The organism is Polaromonas sp., from assembly GCF_041689105.1.
GTDB lineage: Bacteria > Pseudomonadota > Gammaproteobacteria > Burkholderiales > Burkholderiaceae_C > Polaromonas.
The window spans coordinates 61,991-86,724 of sequence record NZ_JBDNGU010000067.1; the positions used below are offsets into that span (position 1 = coordinate 61,991).

The following is a 24,734-nucleotide window of genomic DNA, read 5'->3' on the forward strand; positions in this document are numbered from 1 at the left end:
CCGCCCCAAACCCAGGAGTAAAGATGTTCTATTCACTCGCCAATCGTCCCGCATCACGTTTTCAGCGCCACAACACGGCCTTGATCAACAACGGCGCACTCGACAGGTTTCTTGACGACACGCTGGGCTCGCTGTCTGGCGCCCGCCTCTCCCAGCCTGCAACGGTGGAAGACGCCGACACCGCCTACTCACTGCAACTCGATGTTCCGGGCGTGGCCAGGGACCAGCTCGAGATCGACATCGAAGGTGATGTCGTGCGCATCAACAGCAAGGCCGAGGCCAGGCGCCCGGTAAAAGCGGCCTACCGCTTTCCGCTGGACATCGACGCAGCAGCCAGCAGCGCCAAACTGGAAAACGGCGTACTGACATTGACACTGGCCAAGAAAATCCCGGTCAGCAACGTCACCCAGCTCGCTATCAGCTGATCGCCGTCGGAGGCCACCGCCTCGGGGCTCAGGCCACCAGCATGCCCAGGGGCCAGCGCGGCTTGATGTCGAATCTGTAAGCCGTGCTGGCCTCGTCGATACCGGCCTGCAAGCGCATGCCGGCTGCCAGCGCGATCATCGCGCCGTTGTCGGTGCACAAATGCAGTTCAGGGTAATGCACACGAATGCCGCGCTTTTGGCAGGCTGCATCGAGCTGCTCGCGAAGCAATCTGTTGGCACCCACACCGCCGGCCACCACCAGCCGCTTGAGGCCGGTGTGCTCCAGCGCTTTCAGTGATTTTTTGACCAGCACCTCAACAATCGCCGCCTGCGTCGAAGCCGCCAGATCGGCGCGTGCTTGCTCACTCATGAAGGGGCCCAGTTTTTTGGCCTGGGTCAACACAGCAGTCTTCAGGCCCGAGAACGAAAAATCAAGGTTGCCGCTGTGCAGCAAGGGCCGCGGCAGCTTCAAAGCCTCGCTGTTGCCCTGCTGCGCCAGCCGCGCCAGGTGCGGGCCGCCGGGATAAGGCAGGCCCAGCAGCTTGGCGGACTTGTCAAAGGCTTCCCCCGCTGCGTCGTCAATGGTCTCGCCCAGCAATTCGTAGCTGCCGACACGATCAACCCGCATCAATTGGGTGTGCCCGCCCGACACCAGCAGCGCCACAAACGCAAACGCCGGCGGATCGGCACTCAAAAATGGCGACAGCAAGTGGCCTTCAAGGTGGTGCACGCCCATGACCGGTTTACCCAGCGCTGCCGCCAGCGAGCAGGCGACGCCGGCCCCGACCAACAAGGCGCCCGCCAGGCCGGGCCCGCGTGTGTAGGCAACCACATCCACCTCGGACAGCGAGCGTTGCGCCCTGCCCATCACCTCGTCAATCAGCGGCAACACACGCTGGATGTGATCGCGGCTGGCCAGCTCCGGCACAACACCGCCATAAGCCTGGTGCATGTCGATCTGGCTGTGCAGCGCGTGAGCGAGAAGCACAGGCACACCCTGACCCGAGGCGTCGACAAGCGCCACGCCGGTTTCATCACAGCTCGATTCAATTCCAAGTACAAGCATGCCCTCAGTGTAAATCCCGCCGTATCGGTGGCGGCATGGATGTTGCTGGAACATGGAACTTGACTCCCATTTTAAGAACACGATGAAATCTGGATTGAGCTTTCTGATCGCCGCGCGGCGCTGCGAAATCAATGACCTTGAACAGCTCACACGCACCAGCGCCCTGGTGAACGTGATCGGGCACCTGGTGCATGCGCTGCAGAAAGAACGCGGTATTTCCAATGTATTCCTGGGCTCCCAGGGAGCAAGGTTTGCCGAACAGTTGCCGCTCCAGGTGCGGGAGTGCCGCCAAGCCGAAGATGAGCTGCGCGCCAGCTTTGACCACCTCGACACGGATGCCGGCCACTTGAGCAACGGCGCGAGGCTGTTCAGCCGCATCGCCTTCGTGCTGCACGAGCTCGACGGGCTGCCAGAGCTGCGCCAGCACATAGCCAGACAGGACGTCGCGGCCGCTGACGCCACCGCCGCGTTTGTCAAACTGATTGCCGGCCTGCTCGCCGTGGTTTTTGAAGCTGCCGACAGCGCTACCAACCCAGAGATATCGCGCTTGCTGGTGGCCATGTTCAACTTCATGCAGGGCAAGGAATTTTCAGGCCAGGAGCGCGCCTTCGGCGCTGCCACCTTCGCCTCGGGCCGGACCGATAGTCAGCGACAGCAACAGTGGCTGCACCTGATCCAGTCGCAGGAGCGCTGCGTACAGGTGTTCAGCGACTTTTCCACCCCGGAGCTGCGCGAGTTGTGGCAGAGCGGCCAAAGCCCCGCGACCATGGCAGAGCTCGAGCGGCTTCGCCGCATCGCCTGTTCGGCCGCAGCCGGCGCGCTCGACCCCAACCTCAGCCAGAGCTGGTTTGATTGCTGCACGCACCGTATCGATGCCATGAAAACGGTGGAGGACCAGTTGGCGGCCGAATTGCTGTCGTTGTGCGGCCAGAAGATCGTCCAGGCCCGCGCCGAACTGCATGACCACCAGATGATTCTTGCAGCGCACAACGGGCACGCAAACGGTATGCCGGTCGCCGCCGGCCAGGTCAGTCCGCCCGCGCTCCCTTACGGGCCCCATCTGGACCGCTCCATCCTGGAATTGGTCCAGGAACAGGCCAGCAGGCTGCAGGCCATGAGTGACGAGCTGGAAACAACGCGCGCCTCCCTCAACGAAAGAAAGCTGGTCGAGCGCGCCAAAGGCCTGTTGATGGCGCACCGCAAGCTCAGCGAGGAAGATGCCTACAAGATGCTCAGGCAAACCGCGATGAACCAGAACCGCCGCCTCGCCGACGTGGCTGAGGCAGTGCTGGCCATGGCCGACTACCTGGCCGCCGGAAAGCCCTGATTCCTGCGGCTGACAGGCCCAATGACGCACCGCCTTTGTACAGACTCGCGGAGTTCGCACCAGGATGGCGCGCCTGCACCCGCCGCCGAAACCGCACACCTTGACCTGCCGCAAGGGTCTCTTCACAGGGGAAACCCGGCATTTTCGCTGCAGTGCAGCAATCTGGCACGGTTGCTGCATAGATGTGGGCGCAGACGCCAACGGCGGTGCCTGCAAATTCGGGGGGGTTCACCCCGACCCAAGGACAAAGGCGTCCATCCACTGCTCGCGATCGCGAGTGGCGTGATGGCCGCCTTTTTTGTTTTTTCAGCCCACTGGAATTCACCATGCCAACCACACCGTCCCCCAAGCCAACCTGGTCTCGCCGCTCGGTCCTCCAAAGCGCCGCCGCACTCGGTAGCGCAAGCGCTGTCACTGGCCTTTGGCCTGTCGCCGCATCGGCCCAAAGCCCCACCCTGGAAACCAAGGCCGCCAAGCTGGGCTTCATCGCCCTGACCGACGCCGCCCCCCTGTTCGTGGCCGACGAAAAAGGCTTTTTCAAAAAGCACGGCATGACCGAGGTGGAAGTGCTCAAACAATCCTCCTGGGGCACCACGCGCGACAACCTGGTGCTGGGCTCCAAGTCTGGCGGTATCGACGGCGCGCACATCCTCACGCCGATGCCCTACCTGATCAGTACCGGCGCGGTGACTGCCAACAACGTCAAGGTGCCGATGAACATCCTGGCCCGCCTGAACCTGGGTGGCCAGTGCATCTCGGTGGCCAACGAATACAAAGACCTGAAGGTTGGCCTGGACACCAGCCAGTATGGCAAGGCGCTGCTCGCCAGGCGGCTGAAGACCGGTAAACCGGTGAATGCCGCGATGACTTTCCCCGGCGGCACGCATGACATGTGGATCCGTTACTGGATGGCCGCAGGCGGCGTGGATCCGAACAAGGACATCACCACCATCGTGGTCCCCCCGGCGCAGATGGTCGCCAACATGAAGGTCGGCAGCATGGACTCCTTCTGCGTTTGCGAACCATGGAACCGCCAGTTGATCAACCAGAAGATTGGTTACACCGCGCTCACCACCAGCGAAATGTGGATGAACCACCCGGAAAAAGCCTTCGCCATGCGCGCCGACTATGTGCAGGCCAATCCGAATGCCACCAAAGCCCTGCTCAAGGCCGTACTGGAAGCACAAATGTGGTGCGAGGACCCGAAGAACCGCGCCGAAGTGGCCGAGATCTGCTCGCGCCGCCGCTGGATCAACGCTCCTGTGGAAGATGTGATTGACCGCGTCAAGGGCGACTTCGACTACGGCACAGGCCGCGTCGACCTCAACAGCAAGTTCCAGATGCGCTTCTGGAAAGACCATGCGAGCTATCCGTTCCAGAGCCACGACCTCTGGTTCCTGACGGAGAACCAGCGATGGGGCTACTTGCCCACCACTCTCGACACCAAAGCGCTCATCGCCAAGGTGAACCGCGAAGACATCTGGCGCGCGGCTGCCACCGAACTGGGCGTGGACAAGAAAGACATTCCGACATCGACCTCGCGCGGTGTCGAGAAATTCTTCGACGGCAAGGTGTTCGATCCGGCTAACCCGAAGAAGTACCTTGACAGCCTGTCCATCAAGTACCTCAAGTCGGCCTGAGCGATGGGCACGACGATCACTCTCCCAACCCAGGGGGCAAACATGTCCAACACCGAAAACCTCCAACCCGCGTACCTCCCTGCAACCGCTGCGCCCAGCGCGCTGCGCTCCGGCACCAAGGCGGCGGTCAATGGCTTTCTGACCCATGTGCTGCCGCCACTGCTGGTGATTGGTGTGCTCCTGCTCATCTGGCAGCTACTCGGTTCACGCCCCGGAGCGGCCCTGCCGTCGCCCAGCAAGGTGGTGCAGGACACCTGGGAGCTGATCGTCCACCCGTTCTACGACAACGGCGGCAACGACGTTGGCCTCGCGTGGCAGTTGCTGGCCAGCTTGAAGCGTGTGGCCTACGGCTACTCGCTGGCTGTGGTGGCAGGCGTCGGCCTGGGCGTGCTGGTGGGCCAATCCACCTGGGCGTTACGCGGCCTGGACCCTGTGTTCCAAGTGCTGCGCACCGTGCCGCCGCTGGCTTGGCTGCCGATTTCGCTGGCAGGGTTTCGCGACGGACACCCATCGGCCATCTTCGTGATTTTCATCACCTCGATCTGGCCGATCATCATCAACACCTCGATCGGCATCCGCAACATCCCCGAGGACTACCGCAACGTCGCCAAGGTGATCCGCCTGAACGGCATTGAGTACTTCGCCAAGATCATGCTGCCAGCGGCGGCGCCCTTCATCTTCTCGGGTCTGCGCATCGGCATCGGCCTGTCATGGCTGGCCATCATCGCTGCCGAAATGCTGATTGGCGGCGTGGGTATCGGCTTCTTCATCTGGGACGCCTGGAACTCTTCACGCATCAGCGACATCATCCTGGCGCTCTTCTACGTCGGCCTGATCGGCTTCATGCTCGACCGCGCCGTCGGCTGGATCGGCGACAAGGTCACGCGCGGTACCTCGGCCAGCTGAATACGGAGCACACACCATGAGCGACAACTACCTCACCCTCTCCCAGGTCGACATGACCTTTGGCGCCGGCGGCACGGCCAACACCGTGCTCAAAGGCATCAACCTGCAAGTCCGCCAGGGCGAATTCATTTCGCTGATCGGCCACTCCGGCTGCGGCAAGTCCACGGTGCTCAACATCGTGGCCGGGCTGCTCAGGGCCACCAGCGGCGGCGTGATCGTCGATGGTCGCGAGGTCAACGCACCGGGACCCGACCGTGCCGTCGTGTTCCAGAACCATTCGCTTCTGCCCTGGCTCACTGTCTACCAGAACGTGGAGATTGCCGTCGACAAGATCTTCCGCAGCACGCGCAGCGCGGAAGAACGGCGTGACTGGGTGCTGCACAACCTTGCCATGGTCAACATGAGCCACGCGCTCAACCTCCTGCCCTCTCAGATTTCGGGGGGCATGAAACAACGGGTAGGCATCGCGCGGGCGCTGGCCATGGAGCCCAAAGTACTCTTGATGGACGAGCCCTTTGGCGCGCTCGATGCCCTGACGCGCGCCCACCTGCAAGACGAAGTCATCCGCATCCAGGCCGAACTGGGCAACACGGTGATGATCATCACCCACGATGTCGATGAGGCCGTGCTGCTATCGGACCGTGTGGTGATGATGACCAACGGCCCCAACGCCACCGTGGGCCAGATCCTGCCCGTGCCGCTGGCGCGCCCGCGCAACCGCATCGCTCTGGCCGAGGACAAGATCTACAACCACTGCCGCCAGGAAATCCTCACCTTCCTGTACGAGAAGCAGCGCAAGGTGGCACCCATCACCACCAGCCGGTCAAGTACAGGCGCCAGCCCCTCCGCCAAAGTCGCAGCCTGAGAAACGACAGCAGGAGGAGCACCCTTGACCAGCCGCACGGCCTCCATCTTGAATTCCAGTGTGTACTTGGCACGTCGTTTTACTTCACTCATTTCTGTCTCCTTGAACTGATTTTTACCCATCAGCCAAGAAGTACGTTTTTCGGGGGAAAGGTCAGTTTTCAGGGATCAGACAAAAGCGCTGGTAAGCTTCAAACCTGCTGATTAATCTTTCACTGGAAAAAAGTAGTGGCCCTGATTGTGGTGATCGACGACGACGAGGCGATCCGCACACTGATCGCTGCCGCCCTGCGTTTCGAGGGCTACGAAGTGCTGGAAGCCGAAGACGGCGCCGCCGGGCTGTCCATGGTACGCGACGACAGGCCGGACCTGGTCGTCAGCGATATCAATATGCCCGTGATGGACGGGTTTGCCATGTGCCAGGCCTTGCGCGCGGATCCCGCCATCCAGGCCACGCCAGTGATCCTGTTGACCTCTTTGCAGGAGCGCGCGCATGTGCGTGCCGGCATGACCAGTGGCGCCGACGACTACCTGACCAAACCCATCGATTTTGACGACCTGCTGGCCGCCACCGCCACCCAACTCAACAAACAGTTGATGCGCCAGTCGGCGCAGGACACCGCCTTGGGGACGGCCATCGGCGAGGCTTTGCTGGCGCAGGAGGAAAAGCTGAGCAAGCTGTACGAAAAGCGGTTGATTGCCGAGCTCGGCGAAAAATGGCCAACCGCCGAAGCCCTGGTGACCGACGAGAAGTTTTCCAGCGCCACGGTGCTCTTCGTGGACGTTGTCAACTTTCCCCTGCTGTCGGAAAAACTGTCCAGCACCGAACTCAGCGCGGTGGTGCGCCAATTTTATAAAAATGTCGGTGACACCCTGTACCTTTTCGGCGCTTTTCACATGCAGTTCGTCGGCGAAGGGCTGCTGGCGGTATTTGTCGACAGCACGGACACCGACACCGTCAACCATGGGCTGCGCGCGACGCGCGCGGCGCTCGGCCTGATCGACTCGGCCCAGCGCGTGAACGGCTTTTTGCAGACACATTTTTCAGGCCGTGCGCTGCCACGTTTTGAAGTCTGCGTGGCACTCAACAGCGGCACCGTGACCCTGGCAAAACTGGAAGACCCGCTGTGGGGCAGGCCGCAGATCCTGCCGGTCGGCGACAGCGTCAGCACCGCCTTGCTGCTGCAAAAGCAGGCCACCCAGTCGGGCTGGAAAATCGCGGCCAGTGCTTCCCTGCTGCGCGAGGTGGACGGCGGCCTGAAAACAGGCAGACGCAAACGGTTTTCCCTGGCTGGACGCAGCAACGCACTGGACGCAACCGAGGTGCTGGGCCTGTCGCTTTGACCGCGCTATTCAATTGCAAGCAGCCTGCGTACACCGGGTGCGACTGAAAAGCCAAAGGGCTTCAAGGTTCAGTGCAAGTCCGGCCCAACAGGGATCAGCAGGGGGCACCGCCGTGGCACCCCCCTTTTAAAAACCGCTCATATTTGGTGCATTTCCCGCACTGATGGCGGTGATGTCTGCGCCACGTATCATGCCGACCTCTCCCCCTCCCCCCGCCATGGCATCTTGCCTGTGGCACAAGTTTTGCATGAGTGACTGCAGGCGCAACGACGCGCCCATCCCGGCCTCCAACTGCGGGTTCTGCGCATAACGACGTGCGTATTGGTGTTCCTCATCACCGGCAACAGCCGGGTCCCTGTTTGACAGGAGAGCGCATCATGGTTTTTACCTCCTGTTTTTCGCAAGCCTGCATGGCTTCGGCGCCTGCGCCGGCAATACCGTATCCCCTGGGAGTGGCACGATGAAAAAATCCAGATTGGTCATGGTCGGCAACGGCATGGCTGGCGTTCGCACCATCGAGGAACTGCTCAAGGTCGCTCCCGATCTCTACGACATCACCGTCTTCGGCGCCGAGCCGCACCCCAACTACAACCGCATCCTCCTGTCGCCCGTGCTGGCCGGCGAGCAGTCGCTCGATGAGATCGTGCTGAACGACCGGGACTGGTACACCGACAACCACATCACGTTGCACGCAGGCAAGAAGGTTGTTGAAGTGAATCGCATCAAGCGCGTGGTGCGGGCCGTGGATCTGGAAGGCCGCGTCACCGAAGCAGAATACGACCGCCTGCTGATGTGCACCGGCTCCAACCCCTTCATCCTGCCCGTGCCCGGCAAGGACCTGGAGGGTGTGATTGCCTACCGCGACATTGCCGACACCAACGCGATGATTGACGCATCGGTGAAATATAAAAAGGCCGTCGTGATTGGTGGCGGACTACTCGGACTGGAGGCCGCCAACGGACTGATGCTGCGCGGCATGGATGTCAGCGTGGTGCACGTCATGCCAACACTGATGGAGCGGCAGCTCGACAGCGTGGCGGGAAAGCTTCTGCAGAAGTCGCTCGAAGAGCGTGGCCTGAAATTTCTTATGGGCGCGCAGACTCAAGAACTGGTGGGCGTCGCAGACGGCCGCGTTACCGCCATCAAATTCAAGGATGGCAGCGAAGTGGCCACTGACCTCGTGGTGATGGCCGTCGGCATCCGGCCCAACACGCAGCTGGCCGAAACCATGCGTCTGCACTGCAATAAGGGCATTGTGGTCAACGACACCATGCAGACCGTCACCGACGCCCGCATCTACTCCGTGGGTGAATGCGCGGCCCACCGCGGCATTGCCTACGGCCTGGTGGCGCCGCTGTTCGAACAAGCCAAGGTCGCGGCCAACCACCTGGCGCAGTTCGGCATAGGCCGCTACACCGGCTCGCTCACCTCCACCAAGCTCAAGGTCACCGGCATTGACCTGTTTTCTGCCGGTGAATTCATGGGCGGCGAAGGTACAGAAGAAATCGTCATGAGCGACCCCTTCGGCGGCGTTTACAAAAAACTGGTCATCAAGGACGACAAACTGATCGGCGCCTGCCTGTACGGCGACACGGTAGACGGCAGCTATTACTTCAAGCTGCTGCGCGATGGACGCAGCGTAGGCGACATACGTGAACGCCTGATGTTCGGCGAATCGAACATCGGCGATGCCGGCCACGAAGGCCACAACAAGGCCGCCGTCATGCCGGACACCGCAGAGGTCTGCGGCTGCAATGGCGTCACCAAAGGCACCATCTGCAAGGCCATCAAGGAAAAAGGCCTGTTCACGCTGGACGAGGTACGCAAACACACCAAAGCCAGCGCCTCCTGCGGCTCCTGCACCGGACTGGTCGAGCAGATCCTGATGTTCACCGCTGGCGGCGACTACTCGGCCACGCCCAAACTCAAGGCCATGTGCAGTTGCACCGATCACGGCCACCAGGCGGTGCGTGACGCCATCCGGGCCAACAAGTTGCTGCGCATTGCCGATGTCTTCAGTTTCATGGATTGGAAGACGCCGAACGGCTGCGCCAGTTGCCGCCCGGCCGTCAACTACTACCTGATCAGCACCTGGCCCAAGGAAGCGAAGGATGATCCGCAAAGTCGCTACATCAATGAACGCAGCCACGCCAACATCCAGAAAGACGGCACCTACAGCGTGATCCCGCGCATGTGGGGCGGTGAGACCACCGCCAGCGAACTGCGCCGCATTGCCGACGCGGTGGACAAGTACAAAATTCCGACCGTCAAGGTCACCGGCGGCCAGCGCATCGACCTGCTGGGCGTGAAGAAGGAAGACCTGCAAAACGTCTGGAAAGACATCGGCATGCCCTCGGGCCACGCTTATGCCAAAGCCCTGCGTACGGTGAAAACCTGTGTCGGCAGCGAATGGTGCCGCATGGGCACGCAGGACAGCACGCAAATGGGCAAGGACCTGGAGCGCGCGATGTGGCGCATGTACGCGCCGCACAAGGTCAAGTTCGCCGTCAGCGGTTGCCCGCGCAACTGCGCCGAGTCCGGCATCAAGGACGTGGGCATCATCGGTGTCGATTCGGGCTGGGAGATGTACATCGCCGGCAACGGGGGCATCAAGACCGAGGTCGCGCACTTTTTCACCAAACTCAAAACGGCAGCCGAAGTGCTGGAGTACACCGGCGCTTTCTGCGAGCTGTACCGCCAGGAAGGCTGGTACCTGGAACGCACGGTGCACTACGTGAACCGGGTCGGTCTCGACTATGTGAAGAAAAAGATCCTGGACGACCACGAAGGCCGCAAGGCGCTCTGGGAGCAACTGCAATTTGCGCTCGACGGCGAGCCCGATCCGTGGTTTGAGCTGGACAAGGCGTCTGTCGATGCCAGGCAGTTCATCAAACTCGAAACCGCTGGGCAGGAAGCATGAAGATGAACGACTGGACCGTGATTTGCCGCGTTGAGGACATCCCCGTGCTCGGCTCGCGCCGGGTGGCGCGCCCGCAAGGCGTGGACGTGGCGGTGTTCCGCAATTCGGAAGACCAGGTGTTTGCACTGCTGGACCGCTGTCCGCACAAAGGCGGCCCACTCTCGCAGGGCATCGTGTTCGGCACCAGCGTGGCCTGCCCGCTGCACAACTGGACCATCGGCCTGGCCGACGGCTGCGCCCAGGGCGCCGATGAAGGCTGCACGCCGAAGTTTGCCTGCAAGGTCGACGACGGCCAGGTCATGCTCGACACTGCCGAGCTGGCCACGCTGGCACTCGATCTGGAGCGGCCGGTTGCTGGACCAGCCCGCTTGTCCCCTCTCCCCCTGGGAGAGGGTTAGGGTGAGGGCAGCTACGTGATTCTGACCAAGACGGAGAGCCCTCACCCCCGCCCTCTCCCAGAGGGAGAGGGGGTCAGACAAACCAGGTCAACCTGTCCATACTGCGGCGTGGGGTGTGGCGTAGTCATCGAGTCGCAGGGCGATGAGATCACGGGGGTGCGCGGCGACCCTGACCACCCGGCCAACTTCGGGCGGCTGTGCACCAAGGGCTCGACCCTGCACTTGACCGCGTCCAGCATCGTCACGCGCCAGACGCGGCTGCTGCACCCGATGCAGCGCGCGCAGCGCGGCGCAGCGCCCCAACGCGTCAGCTGGGACAGCGCGCTCGATACGGCGAGCGAAGGTTTCGCGCGGATCATCCGCGAACACGGGCCGGACGCTGTCGGTTTTTACATTTCCGGCCAGTTGCTGACCGAGGACTATTACGTCTTCAACAAGCTGGCCAAGGGTCTGATAGGCACCAACAACGTCGACACCAACTCGCGCCTGTGCATGAGCAGCGCGGTCGCCGGCTACAAGCAGACGCTGGGGGCCGACGCGCCGCCCAGCTGTTATGACGACGTGAACCATGCGCGGTGCATTTTCATCGTCGGCAGCAACACCGCTTACGCTCACCCGATTCTGTTTCGCCGCATTGAAGACGCCAAGGTCGCCAACCCGGCGATGAAAATCATCTTCTGCGACCCGCGCCGCACCGACACCGCAGGCATTGCGGACCTGTACCTGCCGATCCAGCCCGGCACCGACGTGTCGCTGTTCAACGGCATGCTGCACATCATGCTGTGGGAAGGCTGGACCCAACCGGCCTACATCGCTGAACACACCAATGGTTTCGAAGCCCTGAAAACCACGGTGCGCGACTACTCGCCCGAGCTGGTGTCGCAAACCTGCGGCATCACCAAAGACGATTTGTTTGCCGCCGCCAGACTGTTTGCCACCTCGGCCGCCACCCTGAGCCTGTATTGCCAGGGCCTGAACCAGTCGAGCAGCGGCACCGCCAAAAATGCGGCGCTGATCAACCTGCACCTGGCCACTGCGCAAATCGGCAAGCCCGGCGCCGGGCCTTTTTCGCTGACCGGTCAGCCCAATGCCATGGGTGGGCGCGAAGTCGGCGGCCTGGCCAACCTGCTCAGCGCGCACCGCGACCTGGCCAACCCGCAGCACCGCGCCGAAGTCGCCGCTTTGTGGGGCGTGCCCTCGGTGCCCGAAAAACCCGGAAAAACAGCGGTTGAGATGTTCCAGGCCGCCGCCGACGGCGAAATCAAGGCCCTGTGGATCGCCTGCACCAACCCGGCCCAGTCCATGCCCGACCAGGCGACGGTGCGCCGCGCGCTGGAGCGCTGCGAACTGGTGGTCGTGCAGGAGGCGTTTGCGACCACATCGAGTTGCGACTACGCCGACCTGCTGCTGCCGGCCACCACATGGGGCGAGAAAACCGGCACCGTGACCAACAGCGAGCGGCGTATCAGCCGCGTGCGACCAGCGGTTGCTGCGCCCGGAGAAACCCGCCACGACTGGTCGATTGCAGTGGCCTTTGCACAGCGGCTGGAACATCTGCTGGGGCCGAAGAGCCCTCACCCCAACCCTCTCCCAGGGGGAGAGGGAAAGGAAACCATTGCCGAGGCGGACCGACCCCCTTCGCGGCCACTCTTGCTCCCTCTCCCTGTGGGAGAGGGCAGGGGTGAGGGCCTGCCCGTCTACTCGCTTTTCCCCTATTCGCTGACCGATGAAGCGAACGGCGCCGAAACCATCTGGAACGAACACCGCGAATCCACACGCGGGCGCGATCTCGACATCACCGGCATGAGTTACGCCATGCTGGAAGCCGCGCCGCAGCAATGGCCGCTGCGTGAAGGCGAAAGCACCGGAAAAGTCCGGCTTTATGAAGACGGCATTTTCCCGACCGAAGACGGCAAGGCGCGCTTCGTCAACACCGTCTACAAGCCGGTGGCCGAACAGCGCGAATCGCGTTACCCGTTTTCATTGAACACCGGCCGTCTGCGTGACCAGTGGCACGGCATGAGCCGCACCGGCACGCTGGGCCGGCTGTTTGGGCATGTCGCCGAACCTTCGATCCAGATGAACGCACAGGACATGGCGCGGCGCCTGCTCAAAGACGGCGACCTGGTACAGGTCACCTCCAAACGCGGCTCCATCGTGGTGCCGCTACAGGCTTCACCCGAAGTCGCGGTGAGCCAGGCCTTCATGGCGATGCACTGGGGCGACGACTATCTGAGCGGCCTGTCGAGCAAGGGCGAGCGGCTGGCGGGTGTCAACGCGCTGACCACCTCGGCTTATTGCCCCAGCTCCAAGCAGCCCGAACTCAAACATGCCGCGGTCAAAATCCTCAAGGCTGAGCTGCCTTGGTCGCTGCTGGCAATGGCTTGGCTGCCCGACGACCAGGTGCTGGCGGCGCGCGAGCAGCTCAAGCCGCTGATGGCCAGCTTTGCCTTCAGCAGTTGCGTGCCGTTTTCCAACGAAGTGCCACTGGGCGAAGCAGGCCGCCAGCGCACCGGTGTGCTGTTTCGCGCTGCCGGTTTTGAAGCGCCATCCGAAAGTTTGCTGGAGCAAATAGAAAACATTCTCGGCCTGGACGGCGCCGACGCCCTGCGTTACGCGGACAAAAAGAAAGGTCAGCATCGCACGGCACGGCTGGTGCGCAAGGGCAAACAACAGGAAGAGGCCGAACTCATCGGTTTTGTGCTGGCCGGCGATGTCAGCGCGCAGGCCTGGATCAAGACCCTGCTGCAGGACGAGTTGCCGGCGCAAGCATACGGTCGCTTGCTGCTGCTGCCCGGGGGCAAGGCGCCGGTGGCGCTGCAAGCGCGCGGCAAACCTGTGTGCAGTTGCTTCAGCGTGAGCGATACCGAAATCGGCACCTGCCTGAACGAGATCACCCAGACGACTGGCGGCGCCGGCTACCTGGCCAGCGACGACGACCGCCTGCGGCTGCTGCAGGACAAACTCAAATGCGGCACCAACTGCGGCTCATGCGTGCCCGAGATCAAGCGCATCATCCGCAGCGCAACTGAGGCCCGCCAACATGCCTCCGACAGCTCTGCTTGCGTACGCGCGGTGATCCCGATCCGGGTCATCGCTTGAAAACACGCGCTTAAGCTCATAACTGGAAGTTATCTGCCTTCGCCGACAATCAAGCATGTCCATCGCTCAGTACATCAAGGTGATAGGCCGTGGCAAAGACGGCGCGCGCCCGATCACGCGCGAGCAGGCGGCCGACCTGTTCGGCCAAGTGCTGGACGGCAGCGTGACCGACCTGGAGATAGGCGGCTTTTGCCTGGCCATGCGCATCAAGGGCGAAACGCCCGAGGAGATGGCCGGTTTCCTGGACGCCACTTACCAGCGCATGCAGCGCCTGCCGGCCACGGACCGGCCCACCGTGGTGCTGCCCAGCTACAACGGCGCGCGCAAGCTGCCGGGGCTGACGCCGCTGCTGGCGCTGCTGCTGGCGCGCAAGGGCCTGCCGGTTCTGATACACGGAACGGCCACCGAGTCGGGCCGGATTTTTACATCGAACGTGCTTTCCGCCCTTGATATCCATGCGCTGGCAGCTATCAAAACAATAGCAAACGGTGAAGTGGTCTTTGCCGCGACCGAGCTGCTGTGCCCCGGCCTCAAGCGCCTGCTGGACGTGCGCCGCGCTGTCGGGCTGCGCAACCCGGCGCACAGCCTGGTGAAGATCATGAACCCCTGCCTGGGCAAGGCGCTGGTGGTCAGCAGCTACACGCATCCCGAATACGCCATCTCCATGGGTCAGACCTTCGAGCTGATCGAAGCCAACGCGCTGCTGCTGCGCGGCACCGAAGGCGAGGTTGTGGCCGACGCACGGCGCACACCGCAGATGGAAGCCTTTATTGACGGCAAACGCACCTTGCTACAGGCCGCGCAACCGGGAACGCTGGCCAGCGTGCCGGATCTGCCCAAAGAAATCGACAGTGACAGCACCGCCGCGTATATCCGCGCTGTCCTGTCAGGCACTCACGCCGTACCTGCATCGATAACACGGCAGGTGGAACATATCTTGCAACTGACTTCACAACTATGACCAGCCACCATTCCCCTCTGACGACCTCCGGTCGCTGCACCCTGGTCGGTGCCGGCCCGGGTGACCCCGAGCTGCTGACGCTCAAGGCGCTCAAGGCCATCCAGGCCGCCACCGTGCTGCTGGTGGACGACCTGGTCAGCGACGAGATCGTGGCCTTCGCCCCGCCCGGCGCGCGCATTGTGTACGTCGGCAAGCGCGGCGGCTGCAAGTCCACGCCGCAGGAGTTCATCGAAAAACTCATGATCATGGCTGTGCGCGAGGGCGAAAAGGTGGTGCGCCTCAAGGGCGGCGACCCTTTCATTTTCGGACGCGGTGGCGAGGAAGTCGAACACCTGCGGGCCGCCGGCATTGACGTGCAAATCATCAACGGCATCACTGCCGGCCTGGCCGCGGTGACCTCCCTGGGCGTGCCGCTGACACACCGCCAGCACGCCCATGGCGTGGTGTTTGTCACCGGCCACGCCAAACCGGACGACCAGGGCACGGACTGGCGCGCCCTGGCCGACACCGCGCGCAAGGCCAAACTCACGCTGGTGATCTACATGGGCGTCAGCGGCGCCGGACGCATCCAGCATGAACTGCTGACCGGCCTGCCGGCGACCACGCCCGTAGCCGTGATTCAGAACGCCACACTGGCGACCCAGCGCCACATCACCACCACGCTGGGCCAGATGACCGGCGCGATCAGCGAATCCGGCCTGGCCAGCCCGTCGGTGATCGTGGTGGGCGATGTGGTCAGCGGCGTAGCGGCCGCAGCAGAACACCCGACGCAATTTCGCGCTGCCTGACGCTGCCCCTTGGCCTTTGCGGTGGCCTCCGGCTCTTTGCACCCAGCTACACTGCCCTGTCCCGGTCAGGCTGATTTGCTCTATTTTTGATAGCTGCTCATGCCCGTCAATCATGGGCTGGAGGCCGATTTGATTCAAAAATTTGACGTGGTGGTGATAGGCGCCGGTGCCGCCGGCCTGTTTTGCGCTGGCATTGCGGGCCAGCGCGGCCTGAAGGTACTGCTGGTGGACCATAGCGAGAAAGTGGCCGAGAAAATCCGCATCTCTGGCGGTGGCCGCTGCAACTTCACCAACCGCGACACCACACCCGCCAACTTCCTGGGCGAGAACCCGCACTTCTGCCGCTCCGCCCTGTCGCGCTACACGCCGCAGGACTTCATCGCCCTGTTGCAGCGCCACCAGATCTCTTTTCATGAAAAGCACAAAGGCCAGCTTTTTTGCGACCGATCAGCCGAAGACGTGATCAACATGCTGCTTGCCGAGTGCGGCGTGGGCGGCGTCACGCGCTGGCAGCCATGCAGCATCAAAAGCATTACCAACCCACAACCGACGGGCGCAACCAGCTATCAAATTGAGAGCGACCGGGGTCTGATTGAAGCACCGCAGGTGGTGATTGCCACAGGCGGGCTGTCGATCCCCAAGATAGGCGCGACTGATTTTGGCTACCGCATCGCCAGACAGTTCGGCCTGCGCCTGGTCGACCCACGGGCCGGCCTGGTGCCGCTGATCTTTGACGGCGAAGCCTGGGCGCCGTATGCGCAGCTGGCGGGACTGGCCCTGCCGGTACTGATGGAGACCGGGCCAGCGGACGCCACACCGAAACAGCGCAAAAAAGCCGCGGTGTTTGCCGAAGACCTGCTGTTCACCCATCGTGGCCTGAGCGGCCCGGCGGTGCTGCAGATTTCCAGCTTCTGGCGCGAAGGCCAACCGGTGCGCATCAACCTCGCGCCCGGCGTTGACCTGCCCACCCTGCTGCTGCGCGCCAAGGCCAGCTCGAAAAAGCTGATCGCCAACGAACTGGCCACTCTGGTGCCGGGCCGGCTGGCCGACGCCTGGGCCAGCCGCGACCCGGCCTGGCAAAAACCCGTCAGCGAAGCCACCGACAAAGCCCTGACCGCGCTGGCCGACCGCCTGGCCGACTGGCAGCTGACACCGACGGGCACCGAGGGCTACAAAAAAGCCGAGGTCACCTTGGGCGGCGTCGACACGCGGGACCTGTCGTCCCAGACCATGGAGTCGAAGCAGCCTGGCCTGTACTTCATCGGGGAAGTGGTGGACGTGACCGGCTGGCTAGGCGGCTACAACTTCCAGTGGGCCTGGGCCAGCGCCCATGCCTGCGCAGAAGCCCTGGCGCAAAAGCACCACACCGGCTCCCAGACCCCGCTTTGACCAGCAAGGGCCGCGGATCTGGCTCTGCCAGTCCGCAGGCGCAGCGCCCCCTCGGGGGGCAGGGAGTTACACGCAGTGAATGACCGTGGGGGCTCCAGGTCTGGCCGCGGAACCGGCTTTGCCGGGCCGCAGGCGCAGCGACCCCCGCGGGGGGCAGGGAGCTACACGAAGTGAGCGACCGTGGGGGCTCTGGCGTGCCGCGGGTCCGGCTCTGCCGGCCCGCAGGCGCAGCGCCCCCTCGGGGGGCAGCGCAGTACACGCAGTGACAAGCGTGGGGGCTGGTATATAATCCAGGGCTTTGCTAGCAAACCCGCGTCCGGCCTGATTCTGATCAGATCGCATGGCTAATCAGACGCATATTTTTGGACCCCTTCATCAATGACGACCATTCGTGTAAAAGACAATGAGCCCTTCGACGTGGCTCTGCGCCGTTTCAAGCGCACCATCGAAAAACTCGGCCTGCTGACCGACCTGCGCGCCAGAGAGTTCTACGAAAAGCCGACCGCCGAGCGCAAGCGCAAGAAAGCTGCCGCCGTCAAGCGCAACTACAAGCGTATCCGCTCGATGCAGCTGCCCAAGAAGCTGTACTAAAAGTACACGCCTCACGGCAAACCAAAAGCCCGCACGAGGACGCTCTGCGGGCTTTTGTGTTTTTGAATCCTTTTTGAAATTTCAACCCGTTTCCTGGAGACCCTCATGTCCCTCAAAGACCAGATCACCGAAGACATGAAAAACGCCATGCGCGCCAAGGACAGCGAGCGCCTGGGTACCATCCGCCTGCTGCTGGCGGCGCTCAAGCAGAAAGAAATCGATGAGCGCGTGGTGCTTGACGACGCCGCCGTGGTGGCCATCGTCGACAAGCTGATCAAGCAGCGCAAGGACTCGATCGAGGCTTTCCAGAAGGCCGAACGCAAAGACCTGGCCGACAAGGAAGCCGCCGAACTGGTGGTGCTGCAGGCCTACCTGCCGGCACGCCTGAGTCTTGAGGAAGTCACGGCAGCCGTCAAGGCCATCGTCGCCGAACTCGGCGAATCATCAGGCAGCAAACCAGGCTCTGGCGACATGGGCAAGGTCATGGGTGCAGTGAAAGCCAAACTCGCCGGCAAGGCCGACATGGGCCAGGTGTCCGCAGCGGTGAAGGCGGCGCTGGCGGGCTGACCGGCACTCAGCCGGGCAGTCAAGGCTTTCGGCGCCTGACGGCTTTTAGCGGGAGCAACTCTTGCGCGAGCGCGACTTGTGCGAATTCAGGGTCTTTGTGAACCAGGACAGCCCTGGCTTGCTGGGCAGCGGCAGCTATCCACGCGTCAGCCACTGACAGGGGGTATTGCGCCTTGATTTCCGCTGCGGCGATGAGCAGTTCAGGCGTTTCATGTATCCAGACGATGGGCAGCGCCAGGCACTGCTCATAAGCCAAACGGGCATCCGCCTTGGTCTCATCGCGCCAGACACGGTACATCAACTCCATCAACGTGATGAAGCAGCCGACACATTGCGCCTGGCCGCTTTGGGCCAAAGCCAGAATCTCGGCAACCCGTTCTGCACCGGGTTCATCGTCGCGCAGACAGAGTAGCGCCGAGGTGTCCAGCAGGTATGTCTTCATGTCTCGCGGGCTGCTTCTTTGCGGCGATCAGCCAACAGGCGCTTGGTCGACCCGCCTGCACCCCGACCGCGAAATGCTGCAATCGGGTCCGAACGCACTGGCAAAACGCGAATGCCGTCCTTGTCCACCAGCCACTCCAGACGATCCGCCGGGCTGAGGTGAAATAACTTCCGGATCTGAGCAGGAACAACGGTCTGCCCGCGTTCGGTGATGGTACTTTGCATGATGGGGTCTTCCTCAGTTTTGAATTATTATAACGAAATAAAATAATTCACTCAAGTCCCATTCCAAGACCCAAAAACGTTAGCTCCCCGCCACTTTCATCCGGTTGATCAGGATGGACCCGACGCTTTTGGCACCGTAGTTGTAGACATCGGCGCCCACCGCCTGGATGCCCATCAGCATGTCCTTGAGGTTGCCGGCAATCGTGATTTCTTCGACCGGAAACGCAATCTGGCCTTTTTCGACCCAGAAGCCAGAGGCGCCGCGCGAGTAGTCGCCGGTCACGTAGTTGACGCCCTGCCCCATCAACTCGGTGACAAACAGGCCGGTTCCGAGTTTTTTCAGCATCGCGTCGAGGTCATCGCCCGCTCTGGTCTTGCGGCTGCTCATCACCAGGTTGTGCGAGCCGCCGGCGTTGCCGGTGGTGCGCATGCCCAACTTGCGCGCCGAGTAGGTACTTAAAAAGTAGCCGCGCACGATGCCGGCGTCCACCACCGTGCGGGCACGCGTCTTGACGCCCTCTTCATCAAACGGCGAGCTGCCTTTGCCTTTTTTCACGAACGGGTCTTCGGTGATGTCGATGTGCGCCGGAAACGCCGGCTTGCCCAGGCTGTTGAGCAAAAACGTGCTTTTGCGGTACAACGCCCCACCGCTGATGGCCTGCACAAAGCCGCCCAGCAGGCCGGCGGCCAGCGGCGACTCGAACAGCACCGGGCACTGCGTGGTCTTGATCTTGCGGCTTTTCAGGCGCGACAGCGTGCGCTCTGCGGCGTAACGGCCCACCGCCTGCGCGCTGGCCAGTTCGCTCGCATCGCGCATGGAGCTGTACCAGGCGTCCCGCTGCATCTGGCTGCCCTTGCCTGCAATCGCTGCGGCCGAGATGCTGTGGCGCGAGCTGGCATAACCGCCGCGAAAACCACGCGTGTGGGCGCTGAAAAAATGGCTTTGCTGGGCCGACACGCCCGCGCCCTCGCTGTTGGTGATGAGTTTGCTGGTGTCGAAGACAGCGGCTTCACATTCCAGCGCCAGGTGGGCAGCCCCTTCGGAGTCAATCGCCCAAGGGTGAAACAGGTCCAACTCGCGGTACACACGCGCGATGTCGCGGTCGGCCGGCAAGCCCGAGGTCTTGTCTTCAGCCGTGAAACGCGCAATGTCGTAAGCGGCCTGCACCGTCTGCTGGATCGCAGCTTTGGAAAAATCGCTGGTGGCGGCATTGCCGCGTTTCTGGCCGAGGTAGACGGTGATGCCCAGCGACTTGTCGCGGTTGCGCTCGACATTTTCAAGCTCGCCCTTGCGCACGCTGACACTCAGGCCGCAGCCTTCGGAGGCTTCCGCAGCGGCGTCGGTGGCACCGATTTTTTTGGCGTGAGCCAGCGCGCTGTCGACCAGGTCTTCGAAGAAATCGCGGTGGTAACTGAAGCCCGACTCGGGAAGCGAGTCGGCGGACGTTGTCTTGGTGGTCTTTGGGGTCATATGGGTAGCTATGATACTGACTGCTATGAACAACAAGACTCCCAAGGCCATCAAGGGCTACTGGTCCAACGGCCGCTTCGTGAAACCCGAGGAAATTGCCCTGGAGGAAGTGGGCCCACCCAGCAAGACCCAGCTCAAGGCCGAGGCTGATGAAAAACAGGCGCTCGGCGAGGCGCTGCTGACCCTGCGCGCCGACCTGATGGCGCGGCTGGATCTGCCCGAAAAACTGCTGGACGCCGTGAAACAGGCCAAACGCATCACCAACTTCGAGGGCCGGCGTCGCCAGATGCAGTTCATCGGCAAGCTGATGCGCCCGCTGGACACCGGGCCGATACGCGCCGCCATCGACGAACAGGCCAACGGCTCGGCCGACCTGACACTGATCCTGCACCTGACCGAACAATGGCGTGACAGGCTGATTGCCGACGACGAGGCGCTGGGCGACTGGCTGACCGAACACCCGGACACCGATTCGCAGCAGCTGCGCGCCCTGATCCGTCAGGCGCGCAAGGACGCCAAACCCGAAAAACCCGGTGAAGCGCCGCGCCACGGCAAGTCCTACCGCGAGATTTTCCAGCTGGTGCGCCAGGCGCTGACGCCGGAAGTGCCATGAGCAGCCACGACGCCGTCAAGATCGGCATTGTCTCGGTCAGCGACCGCGCCTCCAGCGGCGTCTATGAAGACAAGGGCCTGCCCGCGCTGAAAGAGTGGCTGGGCCGCGCGCTGCGCAATCCGCTGACCTTCGAGGAACGCCTGATCCCCGATGAAAAAGAACACATCAGCGCGACATTGATTGAACTGGTCGATGCCGGCTGCTCGCTGGTGTTGACCACCGGCGGCACCGGGCCGGCCCTGCGCGACGTGACGCCCGAAGCCACGCTGGCGGTGGCGCACAAGGAAATGCCCGGTTTTGGCGAACAGATGCGTCAGATCAGCCTGAAATTTGTGCCTACAGCCATTTTGTCGCGCCAGTGCGCAGTGGTGCGCGGGCAAAGCCTGATCATGAACCTGCCCGGCCAGCCCAAATCGATTGCCGAAACGCTGGAGGGCCTGAAAAACGCCGACGGCTCGCAGGCCGTGGCTGGCATTTTTGCAGCGGTGCCGTATTGCATTGACCTGATCGGCGGGCCCTACCTGGAAACCGATGATGCGGTGTGCAAGGCCTTTCGCCCCAAATCGGCAATTCGGCCACAGGCCAGTTGATTTTCGTAGCTGCTCAGCACCTCTTGGCGATCACCGGCAAACAGGGGAGCCCTCACCCTAACCCTCTCCCAGAGGAAGAGGGAACAAGAGGCCCGTGTTACTCCCTCTCCCCCTGGGAGAGGGCAGGGGTGAGGGCAAACGGCACACAGGGAGCTGGGTAGTTGCTGGTTTTTAAGAAAAAACGGCCGACAGCCCTTGCCTGACGTGCGTCGATAGCTATCTAATTTATAGCAGTTCGCCAACCATGCTATCCCCTGCATCTTCGCTATCTGCCGACCCCGCTGCACCGCTGGTGTTCCAGGCCCGGCTGGAGCCCCAGGGGCTGCGCTTTGACGCGCCCGCCGGGCAGACGCTGCTGCAGTCGGCCGTGGGTGCCGGCATCGGGCTGGAGAGCTCCTGCCGAAATGGCACCTGTCGCAGCTGCATCTGCCGGCTCGCCAGCGGGCAAGTGAACTACCGCATCGAATGGCCGGGACTGAGCGCCGATGAAAAAGCCGGGAGGTTCATCCTGCCCTGCGTGGCCTACCCGGTGTCGGACGTGGTGATGACGCTGGTGCTGCTGTAGTTTTATCAAAACTCTGGCTCCAGCCCTTACAGGACGGACGCTACCAGCTACATGTTTGATAGCAGGGTGATCACACATTGACAGGGGCTTGCCGCAAGGTCGGGCAACACAACCATGCATGCAGTCGGTTGTCATACAAATCTGCAAGGATGGTGAAATGGACTTTCTACCCCCTCTTGCCGATGCCTATCGCTTTGCCCGCACGCCTGACGCGGCAGCGACCTTTGCCGAGCATGAAGACCTGAAGGCCATCCTGCTGGCGGGTGGCGCGCATTTTGAAGTGCATACCGTGGCCGAGGTGCACACCGCCGGGCCGTCGTTTTCGCTGTTCAGCGCGGCCATCGGCTCGCGCGACCCCCAGGCGCCGGCGATTGGCTTTTTTGGCGGCATCCACGGCCTGGAGCGCATAGGCACGCAACTGATCCTGCACTACATGCGCGCGCTGCTGTTTCGCCTCGAATGGGACACGCTGCTTCAGCAGCAATTGCAAAAAATCCGGCTGGTTTTCATGCCCATCGTCAACCCCGGCGGGATGTGGGCCCACAAACGCGCCAACCCGCGCGGCGTGGACCTGATGCGCAATGCGCCGCAACGCGCCGAAGGCCGTGTGCCATTCCTGGCGGGTGGGCAAACACTCACACCGCTGTTGCCCTGGTACTGCGGCCGGGCCGGCCAGGCGATGGAGACCGAAAGCGCCGCCCTGCTGCAAGTCGTTCGCGAGCAGCTGGCCTGCCGGCCTTTCAGCCTGGCGCTCGATTGCCATTCGGGTTACGGCTTCACAGACAGCCTCTGGTTTCCCTACGCGCGCACGCGCCGGCTGATGGCGCATCTGCCGGAGATGTTTACCCTCAAGGCCATGCTGGAGCAGTCGATGCCTCACCACGACTACAGCTTCGAGCCGCAAAGCAACCAGTACCTGTTGCACGGCGACCTCTGGGACCACGCCTATGACCACACGCCCGAGGACCACGTGTTTTTGCCGATGACGCTGGAGCTCGGCTCATGGTTGTGGATACGCAAGAACCCGCGCCAGCTGTTCTCGCGGCACGGCATCTTCAACCCGATCAAGGCGCACCGCATCAAGCGGGTGCTGCGCCGCCATGCGGACCTGCTGGACTTCCTGGCGCGTGCAGCCTTTGCCGCGCCGGGCTGGCTGCCGCTGGCAGCGCGCCGGGACCAACTCCAGCAACTGGCCACCGCCCACTGGCGGCCAAGGCGGGCGCTGTGACCTGGGTGCTGCTGCGGGGCCTGGCGCGGGAGGCGCGCCACTGGGGCGGGCTGCCGCTGCAACTCGCGACGCGGCTCCCGCAGAGTGCCGCCAGCGGCGTGGTTGCGCTGGATCTTCCGGGCAACGGCGAATTTTTCAGGCTGCGCTCGCCGGATTCAGTGCGGACCATGGTGGCTTTTGCGCGCGAGCGCTTGCTGGCCCAAGGCCTGCCGCCGCCCTACCGGCTCCTGGCGATGTCGCTGGGCGGCATGGTCGCCACCGACTGGGCGCAGCAGTTTCCCGGCGAGGTGGGCGCGCTGGTGCTCGTCAACACCAGCATGCGCCCCTTCAGCACCCCTACCCAACGACTGCGCCCTGGCACCTGGCCGTCGCTGCTGCGACTGGCCGCGCGTTGGGACGATGCGAGCAGCGCAGAGCGCGTCATCCACGGGCTGACCTGCCGCCGCAGCACCACGCTGGAGGAAGACATCGCGGACTGGGTCGACATCCGCCGCAGTGCGCCCGTGCAGCCTGGCAACGCCTGGCGGCAGCTGTGGGCCGCAGCACGGTTTTCCGCCGCTGCGTCCGCGCCAGCCTGCCCCACCCTGCTGCTGTCATCACACGCTGACGCGCTGGTGAGCGCGCACTGCTCGCAGCAGCTGGCCTTTGCCTGGCAGGCGGTGCATCACAGCCACCCTTGGGCCGGCCATGACCTGCCGCACGACGACGCCGACTGGGTGTGCCAGCATATCGCTGAATGGTTGCCCGGGCCCTGAGACGCTCCGTTTTTGATAGCTGCTTGCGCTCGTGCGCGAAGGGCTGCAGGCACTTTTGACGCCTGAAGTTCGGGGGAGTCTGAAGGTTTTTCGCATCCGGCAAGCGCATCTGCGTCAACTCGGCGAGAATCGCGCTGGCCCAGCCCGGGCCACCAGCCCACACCGCCTTGACAACACTGCCCGCACTTTCGCCTGAACCTGCCAGCCCCGCCGCCGGGTCGGTGCGATCCAGGCGCACCTGGGCGCTGGCGATGGGCACCGCCGCTGTCTGGTACCTGGAGCCGGCGCTGGCAGAAATGGCCGAACTGGTGGGCGGGATTGCCTGCTCGGCCAACAAGTCGCTGACCAGGGATGCCATGGCCAAGATGCGCGCCAAGGCCGCAGAGCTGCGCCAGCAAATCGGCCCACTCCCCGCCAGCGCCCTGGCCAAGGTCGTCAGGCGCACCGGGGCGGCCAGCGGCGCGGTGCTCGACAAAGGGGCGCGAATGAAAGAGCTGCAAACCAGCTGGGACCATTTTCTGGCCTGCCTTCGCTCCAAAGGCGCGTCTGCCTGACCCC

24 protein-coding genes are annotated in these 24,734 nt (G+C 63.0%); 20 read left to right on the forward strand and 4 right to left on the reverse strand.

Going from position 1 to position 24,734, the window contains the following annotated elements; translation table 11 throughout:
• Positions 1-23 precede the first annotated feature (23 nt).
• Positions 24-425 (forward strand): Hsp20/alpha crystallin family protein, encoded by a 402-nt coding sequence (locus ACESMT_RS05830; protein ID WP_372825633.1) that lies wholly within the window; start codon positions 24-26, stop codon positions 423-425.
• Positions 426-453: 28 nt separating this feature from the next.
• Here ACESMT_RS05830 and tsaD read toward each other — a convergent pair whose 3' ends face one another.
• The gene (gene tsaD, locus ACESMT_RS05835; protein ID WP_372825634.1) at positions 454-1,491 is read right to left on the reverse strand and encodes a tRNA (adenosine(37)-N6)-threonylcarbamoyltransferase complex transferase subunit TsaD; all 1,038 of its coding nucleotides are present in this window, start codon (positions 1,489-1,491) and stop codon (positions 454-456) included.
• An 82-nt stretch (positions 1,492-1,573) separates the two neighbouring features.
• On the opposite strand from tsaD, the gene ACESMT_RS05840 reads away from it, so the two are divergent.
• From ACESMT_RS05840 to ACESMT_RS05900, 13 genes are all read left to right on the forward strand, one after another.
• Positions 1,574-2,818 carry a nitrate- and nitrite sensing domain-containing protein gene (locus ACESMT_RS05840; RefSeq protein ID WP_372825635.1) on the forward strand — a complete coding sequence of 415 codons (1,245 nt, stop codon included), beginning with the start codon at positions 1,574-1,576 and terminating at the stop codon, positions 2,816-2,818.
• 326 nt (positions 2,819-3,144) lie between these two features.
• Positions 3,145-4,458: a CmpA/NrtA family ABC transporter substrate-binding protein gene (locus ACESMT_RS05845; RefSeq protein ID WP_372825636.1), complete on the forward strand. Its 1,314-nt coding sequence runs from the start codon at positions 3,145-3,147 to the stop codon at positions 4,456-4,458.
• A gap of 42 nt (positions 4,459-4,500) precedes the next feature.
• Complete coding sequence (gene ntrB / locus ACESMT_RS05850) at positions 4,501-5,364, forward strand: nitrate ABC transporter permease (protein ID WP_372825637.1); 864 nt, start codon at positions 4,501-4,503, stop codon at positions 5,362-5,364.
• 16 nt (positions 5,365-5,380) lie between these two features.
• On the forward strand, positions 5,381-6,229 hold the full coding sequence (locus tag ACESMT_RS05855; RefSeq protein WP_372825638.1) for an ABC transporter ATP-binding protein: 849 nt from the start codon (positions 5,381-5,383) through the stop codon (positions 6,227-6,229).
• 227 nt (positions 6,230-6,456) lie between these two features.
• Positions 6,457-7,572 carry a response regulator gene (locus ACESMT_RS05860; RefSeq protein ID WP_372825639.1) on the forward strand — a complete coding sequence of 372 codons (1,116 nt, stop codon included), beginning with the start codon at positions 6,457-6,459 and terminating at the stop codon, positions 7,570-7,572.
• Positions 7,573-8,032: 460 nt separating this feature from the next.
• Positions 8,033-10,492 carry a nitrite reductase large subunit NirB gene (gene nirB / locus ACESMT_RS05865; RefSeq protein WP_372825640.1) on the forward strand — a complete coding sequence of 820 codons (2,460 nt, stop codon included), beginning with the start codon at positions 8,033-8,035 and terminating at the stop codon, positions 10,490-10,492.
• 2 nt (positions 10,493-10,494) lie between these two features.
• Positions 10,495-10,890, forward strand: coding sequence for a nitrite reductase small subunit NirD (gene nirD / locus ACESMT_RS05870; RefSeq protein WP_372825641.1), 396 nt, complete (start codon positions 10,495-10,497; stop codon positions 10,888-10,890).
• A 21-nt stretch (positions 10,891-10,911) separates the two neighbouring features.
• Positions 10,912-13,992, forward strand: coding sequence for a molybdopterin-dependent oxidoreductase (locus tag ACESMT_RS05875; RefSeq protein ID WP_372825666.1), 3,081 nt, complete (start codon positions 10,912-10,914; stop codon positions 13,990-13,992).
• Between the two features lie 55 nt (positions 13,993-14,047).
• Positions 14,048-14,953, forward strand: coding sequence for a DNA-binding protein YbiB (gene ybiB / locus ACESMT_RS05880; RefSeq protein ID WP_372825642.1), 906 nt, complete (start codon positions 14,048-14,050; stop codon positions 14,951-14,953).
• The gene (gene cobA / locus ACESMT_RS05885) at positions 14,950-15,741 is read left to right on the forward strand and encodes a uroporphyrinogen-III C-methyltransferase (RefSeq protein ID WP_372825643.1); all 792 of its coding nucleotides are present in this window, start codon (positions 14,950-14,952) and stop codon (positions 15,739-15,741) included. The genes ybiB and cobA overlap by 4 nt, the downstream gene beginning before the upstream one ends.
• 99 nt (positions 15,742-15,840) lie before the next feature.
• Complete coding sequence (locus ACESMT_RS05890; protein ID WP_372825644.1) at positions 15,841-17,130, forward strand: NAD(P)/FAD-dependent oxidoreductase; 1,290 nt, start codon at positions 15,841-15,843, stop codon at positions 17,128-17,130.
• A 378-nt stretch (positions 17,131-17,508) separates the two neighbouring features.
• Positions 17,509-17,721 carry a 30S ribosomal protein S21 gene (rpsU, locus tag ACESMT_RS05895; RefSeq protein ID WP_007872347.1) on the forward strand — a complete coding sequence of 71 codons (213 nt, stop codon included), beginning with the start codon at positions 17,509-17,511 and terminating at the stop codon, positions 17,719-17,721.
• Between the two features lie 105 nt (positions 17,722-17,826).
• Complete coding sequence (locus ACESMT_RS05900; protein WP_372825645.1) at positions 17,827-18,288, forward strand: GatB/YqeY domain-containing protein; 462 nt, start codon at positions 17,827-17,829, stop codon at positions 18,286-18,288.
• A gap of 19 nt (positions 18,289-18,307) precedes the next feature.
• Here the strand turns inward: ACESMT_RS05900 and ACESMT_RS05905 are convergent, their stop codons facing one another.
• From ACESMT_RS05905 to pmbA, 3 genes are all read right to left on the reverse strand, one after another.
• Entirely contained in the window at positions 18,308-18,730 is a 423-nt protein-coding gene (locus ACESMT_RS05905) for a PIN domain-containing protein (RefSeq protein ID WP_372825646.1), read from the reverse strand.
• Positions 18,727-18,954: an AbrB/MazE/SpoVT family DNA-binding domain-containing protein gene (locus ACESMT_RS05910; protein ID WP_372825647.1), complete on the reverse strand. Its 228-nt coding sequence runs from the start codon at positions 18,952-18,954 to the stop codon at positions 18,727-18,729. The genes ACESMT_RS05905 and ACESMT_RS05910 overlap by 4 nt, the downstream gene beginning before the upstream one ends.
• 79 nt (positions 18,955-19,033) lie before the next feature.
• The gene (pmbA, locus tag ACESMT_RS05915; protein WP_372825648.1) at positions 19,034-20,425 is read right to left on the reverse strand and encodes a metalloprotease PmbA; all 1,392 of its coding nucleotides are present in this window, start codon (positions 20,423-20,425) and stop codon (positions 19,034-19,036) included.
• Positions 20,426-20,450: 25 nt separating this feature from the next.
• Here pmbA and yjgA point away from each other — a divergent pair, with 25 nt between their 5' ends.
• The 6 genes from yjgA (at position 20,451) to ACESMT_RS05945 (ending at position 24,730) form a co-directional block, all read left to right on the forward strand.
• Positions 20,451-21,038 (forward strand): ribosome biogenesis factor YjgA, encoded by a 588-nt coding sequence (gene yjgA, locus ACESMT_RS05920; protein WP_372825649.1) that lies wholly within the window; start codon positions 20,451-20,453, stop codon positions 21,036-21,038.
• Positions 21,035-21,628 (forward strand): molybdopterin adenylyltransferase, encoded by a 594-nt coding sequence (gene mog, locus ACESMT_RS05925; RefSeq protein WP_372825650.1) that lies wholly within the window; start codon positions 21,035-21,037, stop codon positions 21,626-21,628. The genes yjgA and mog overlap by 4 nt, the downstream gene beginning before the upstream one ends.
• A 244-nt stretch (positions 21,629-21,872) precedes the next feature.
• A complete protein-coding gene (locus ACESMT_RS05930; RefSeq protein WP_372825651.1) occupies positions 21,873-22,193 on the forward strand; it encodes a 2Fe-2S iron-sulfur cluster-binding protein in 321 nt (106 codons plus the stop codon).
• A gap of 157 nt (positions 22,194-22,350) precedes the next feature.
• A complete protein-coding gene (locus tag ACESMT_RS05935) occupies positions 22,351-23,421 on the forward strand; it encodes a M14 family zinc carboxypeptidase (RefSeq protein WP_372825652.1) in 1,071 nt (356 codons plus the stop codon).
• The gene (locus ACESMT_RS05940; protein ID WP_372825653.1) at positions 23,418-24,176 is read left to right on the forward strand and encodes an alpha/beta fold hydrolase; all 759 of its coding nucleotides are present in this window, start codon (positions 23,418-23,420) and stop codon (positions 24,174-24,176) included. Before ACESMT_RS05935 ends, ACESMT_RS05940 begins: the two co-directional genes overlap by 4 nt.
• 167 nt (positions 24,177-24,343) lie before the next feature.
• Entirely contained in the window at positions 24,344-24,730 is a 387-nt protein-coding gene (locus ACESMT_RS05945; RefSeq protein WP_372825654.1) for a hypothetical protein, read from the forward strand.
• The last annotated feature ends 4 nt before the right edge of the window (positions 24,731-24,734 follow it).

Bases quoted from the DNA above. Each gene is read 5' to 3' on its own strand.
- ACESMT_RS05830 (WP_372825633.1), top strand. From the start codon at position 24: ATGTTCTATTCACTCGCCAATCGTCCCGCATCACGTTTTCAGCGCCAC.
- tsaD (WP_372825634.1), bottom strand. From the start codon at position 1,491: ATGCTTGTACTTGGAATTGAATCGAGCTGTGATGAAACCGGCGTGGCG.
- ACESMT_RS05840 (WP_372825635.1), top strand. From the start codon at position 1,574: ATGAAATCTGGATTGAGCTTTCTGATCGCCGCGCGGCGCTGCGAAATC.
- ACESMT_RS05845 (WP_372825636.1), top strand. From the start codon at position 3,145: ATGCCAACCACACCGTCCCCCAAGCCAACCTGGTCTCGCCGCTCGGTC.
- ntrB (WP_372825637.1), top strand. From the start codon at position 4,501: ATGTCCAACACCGAAAACCTCCAACCCGCGTACCTCCCTGCAACCGCT.
- ACESMT_RS05855 (WP_372825638.1), top strand. From the start codon at position 5,381: ATGAGCGACAACTACCTCACCCTCTCCCAGGTCGACATGACCTTTGGC.
- nirB (WP_372825640.1), top strand. From the start codon at position 8,033: ATGAAAAAATCCAGATTGGTCATGGTCGGCAACGGCATGGCTGGCGTT.
- nirD (WP_372825641.1), top strand. From the start codon at position 10,495: ATGAACGACTGGACCGTGATTTGCCGCGTTGAGGACATCCCCGTGCTC.
- ybiB (WP_372825642.1), top strand. From the start codon at position 14,048: ATGTCCATCGCTCAGTACATCAAGGTGATAGGCCGTGGCAAAGACGGC.
- cobA (WP_372825643.1), top strand. From the start codon at position 14,950: ATGACCAGCCACCATTCCCCTCTGACGACCTCCGGTCGCTGCACCCTG.
- ACESMT_RS05890 (WP_372825644.1), top strand. From the start codon at position 15,841: ATGCCCGTCAATCATGGGCTGGAGGCCGATTTGATTCAAAAATTTGAC.
- rpsU (WP_007872347.1), top strand. From the start codon at position 17,509: ATGACGACCATTCGTGTAAAAGACAATGAGCCCTTCGACGTGGCTCTG.
- ACESMT_RS05900 (WP_372825645.1), top strand. From the start codon at position 17,827: ATGTCCCTCAAAGACCAGATCACCGAAGACATGAAAAACGCCATGCGC.
- ACESMT_RS05905 (WP_372825646.1), bottom strand. From the start codon at position 18,730: ATGAAGACATACCTGCTGGACACCTCGGCGCTACTCTGTCTGCGCGAC.
- ACESMT_RS05910 (WP_372825647.1), bottom strand. From the start codon at position 18,954: ATGCAAAGTACCATCACCGAACGCGGGCAGACCGTTGTTCCTGCTCAG.
- pmbA (WP_372825648.1), bottom strand. From the start codon at position 20,425: ATGACCCCAAAGACCACCAAGACAACGTCCGCCGACTCGCTTCCCGAG.
- yjgA (WP_372825649.1), top strand. From the start codon at position 20,451: ATGAACAACAAGACTCCCAAGGCCATCAAGGGCTACTGGTCCAACGGC.
- mog (WP_372825650.1), top strand. From the start codon at position 21,035: ATGAGCAGCCACGACGCCGTCAAGATCGGCATTGTCTCGGTCAGCGAC.
- ACESMT_RS05930 (WP_372825651.1), top strand. From the start codon at position 21,873: ATGCTATCCCCTGCATCTTCGCTATCTGCCGACCCCGCTGCACCGCTG.
- ACESMT_RS05935 (WP_372825652.1), top strand. From the start codon at position 22,351: ATGGACTTTCTACCCCCTCTTGCCGATGCCTATCGCTTTGCCCGCACG.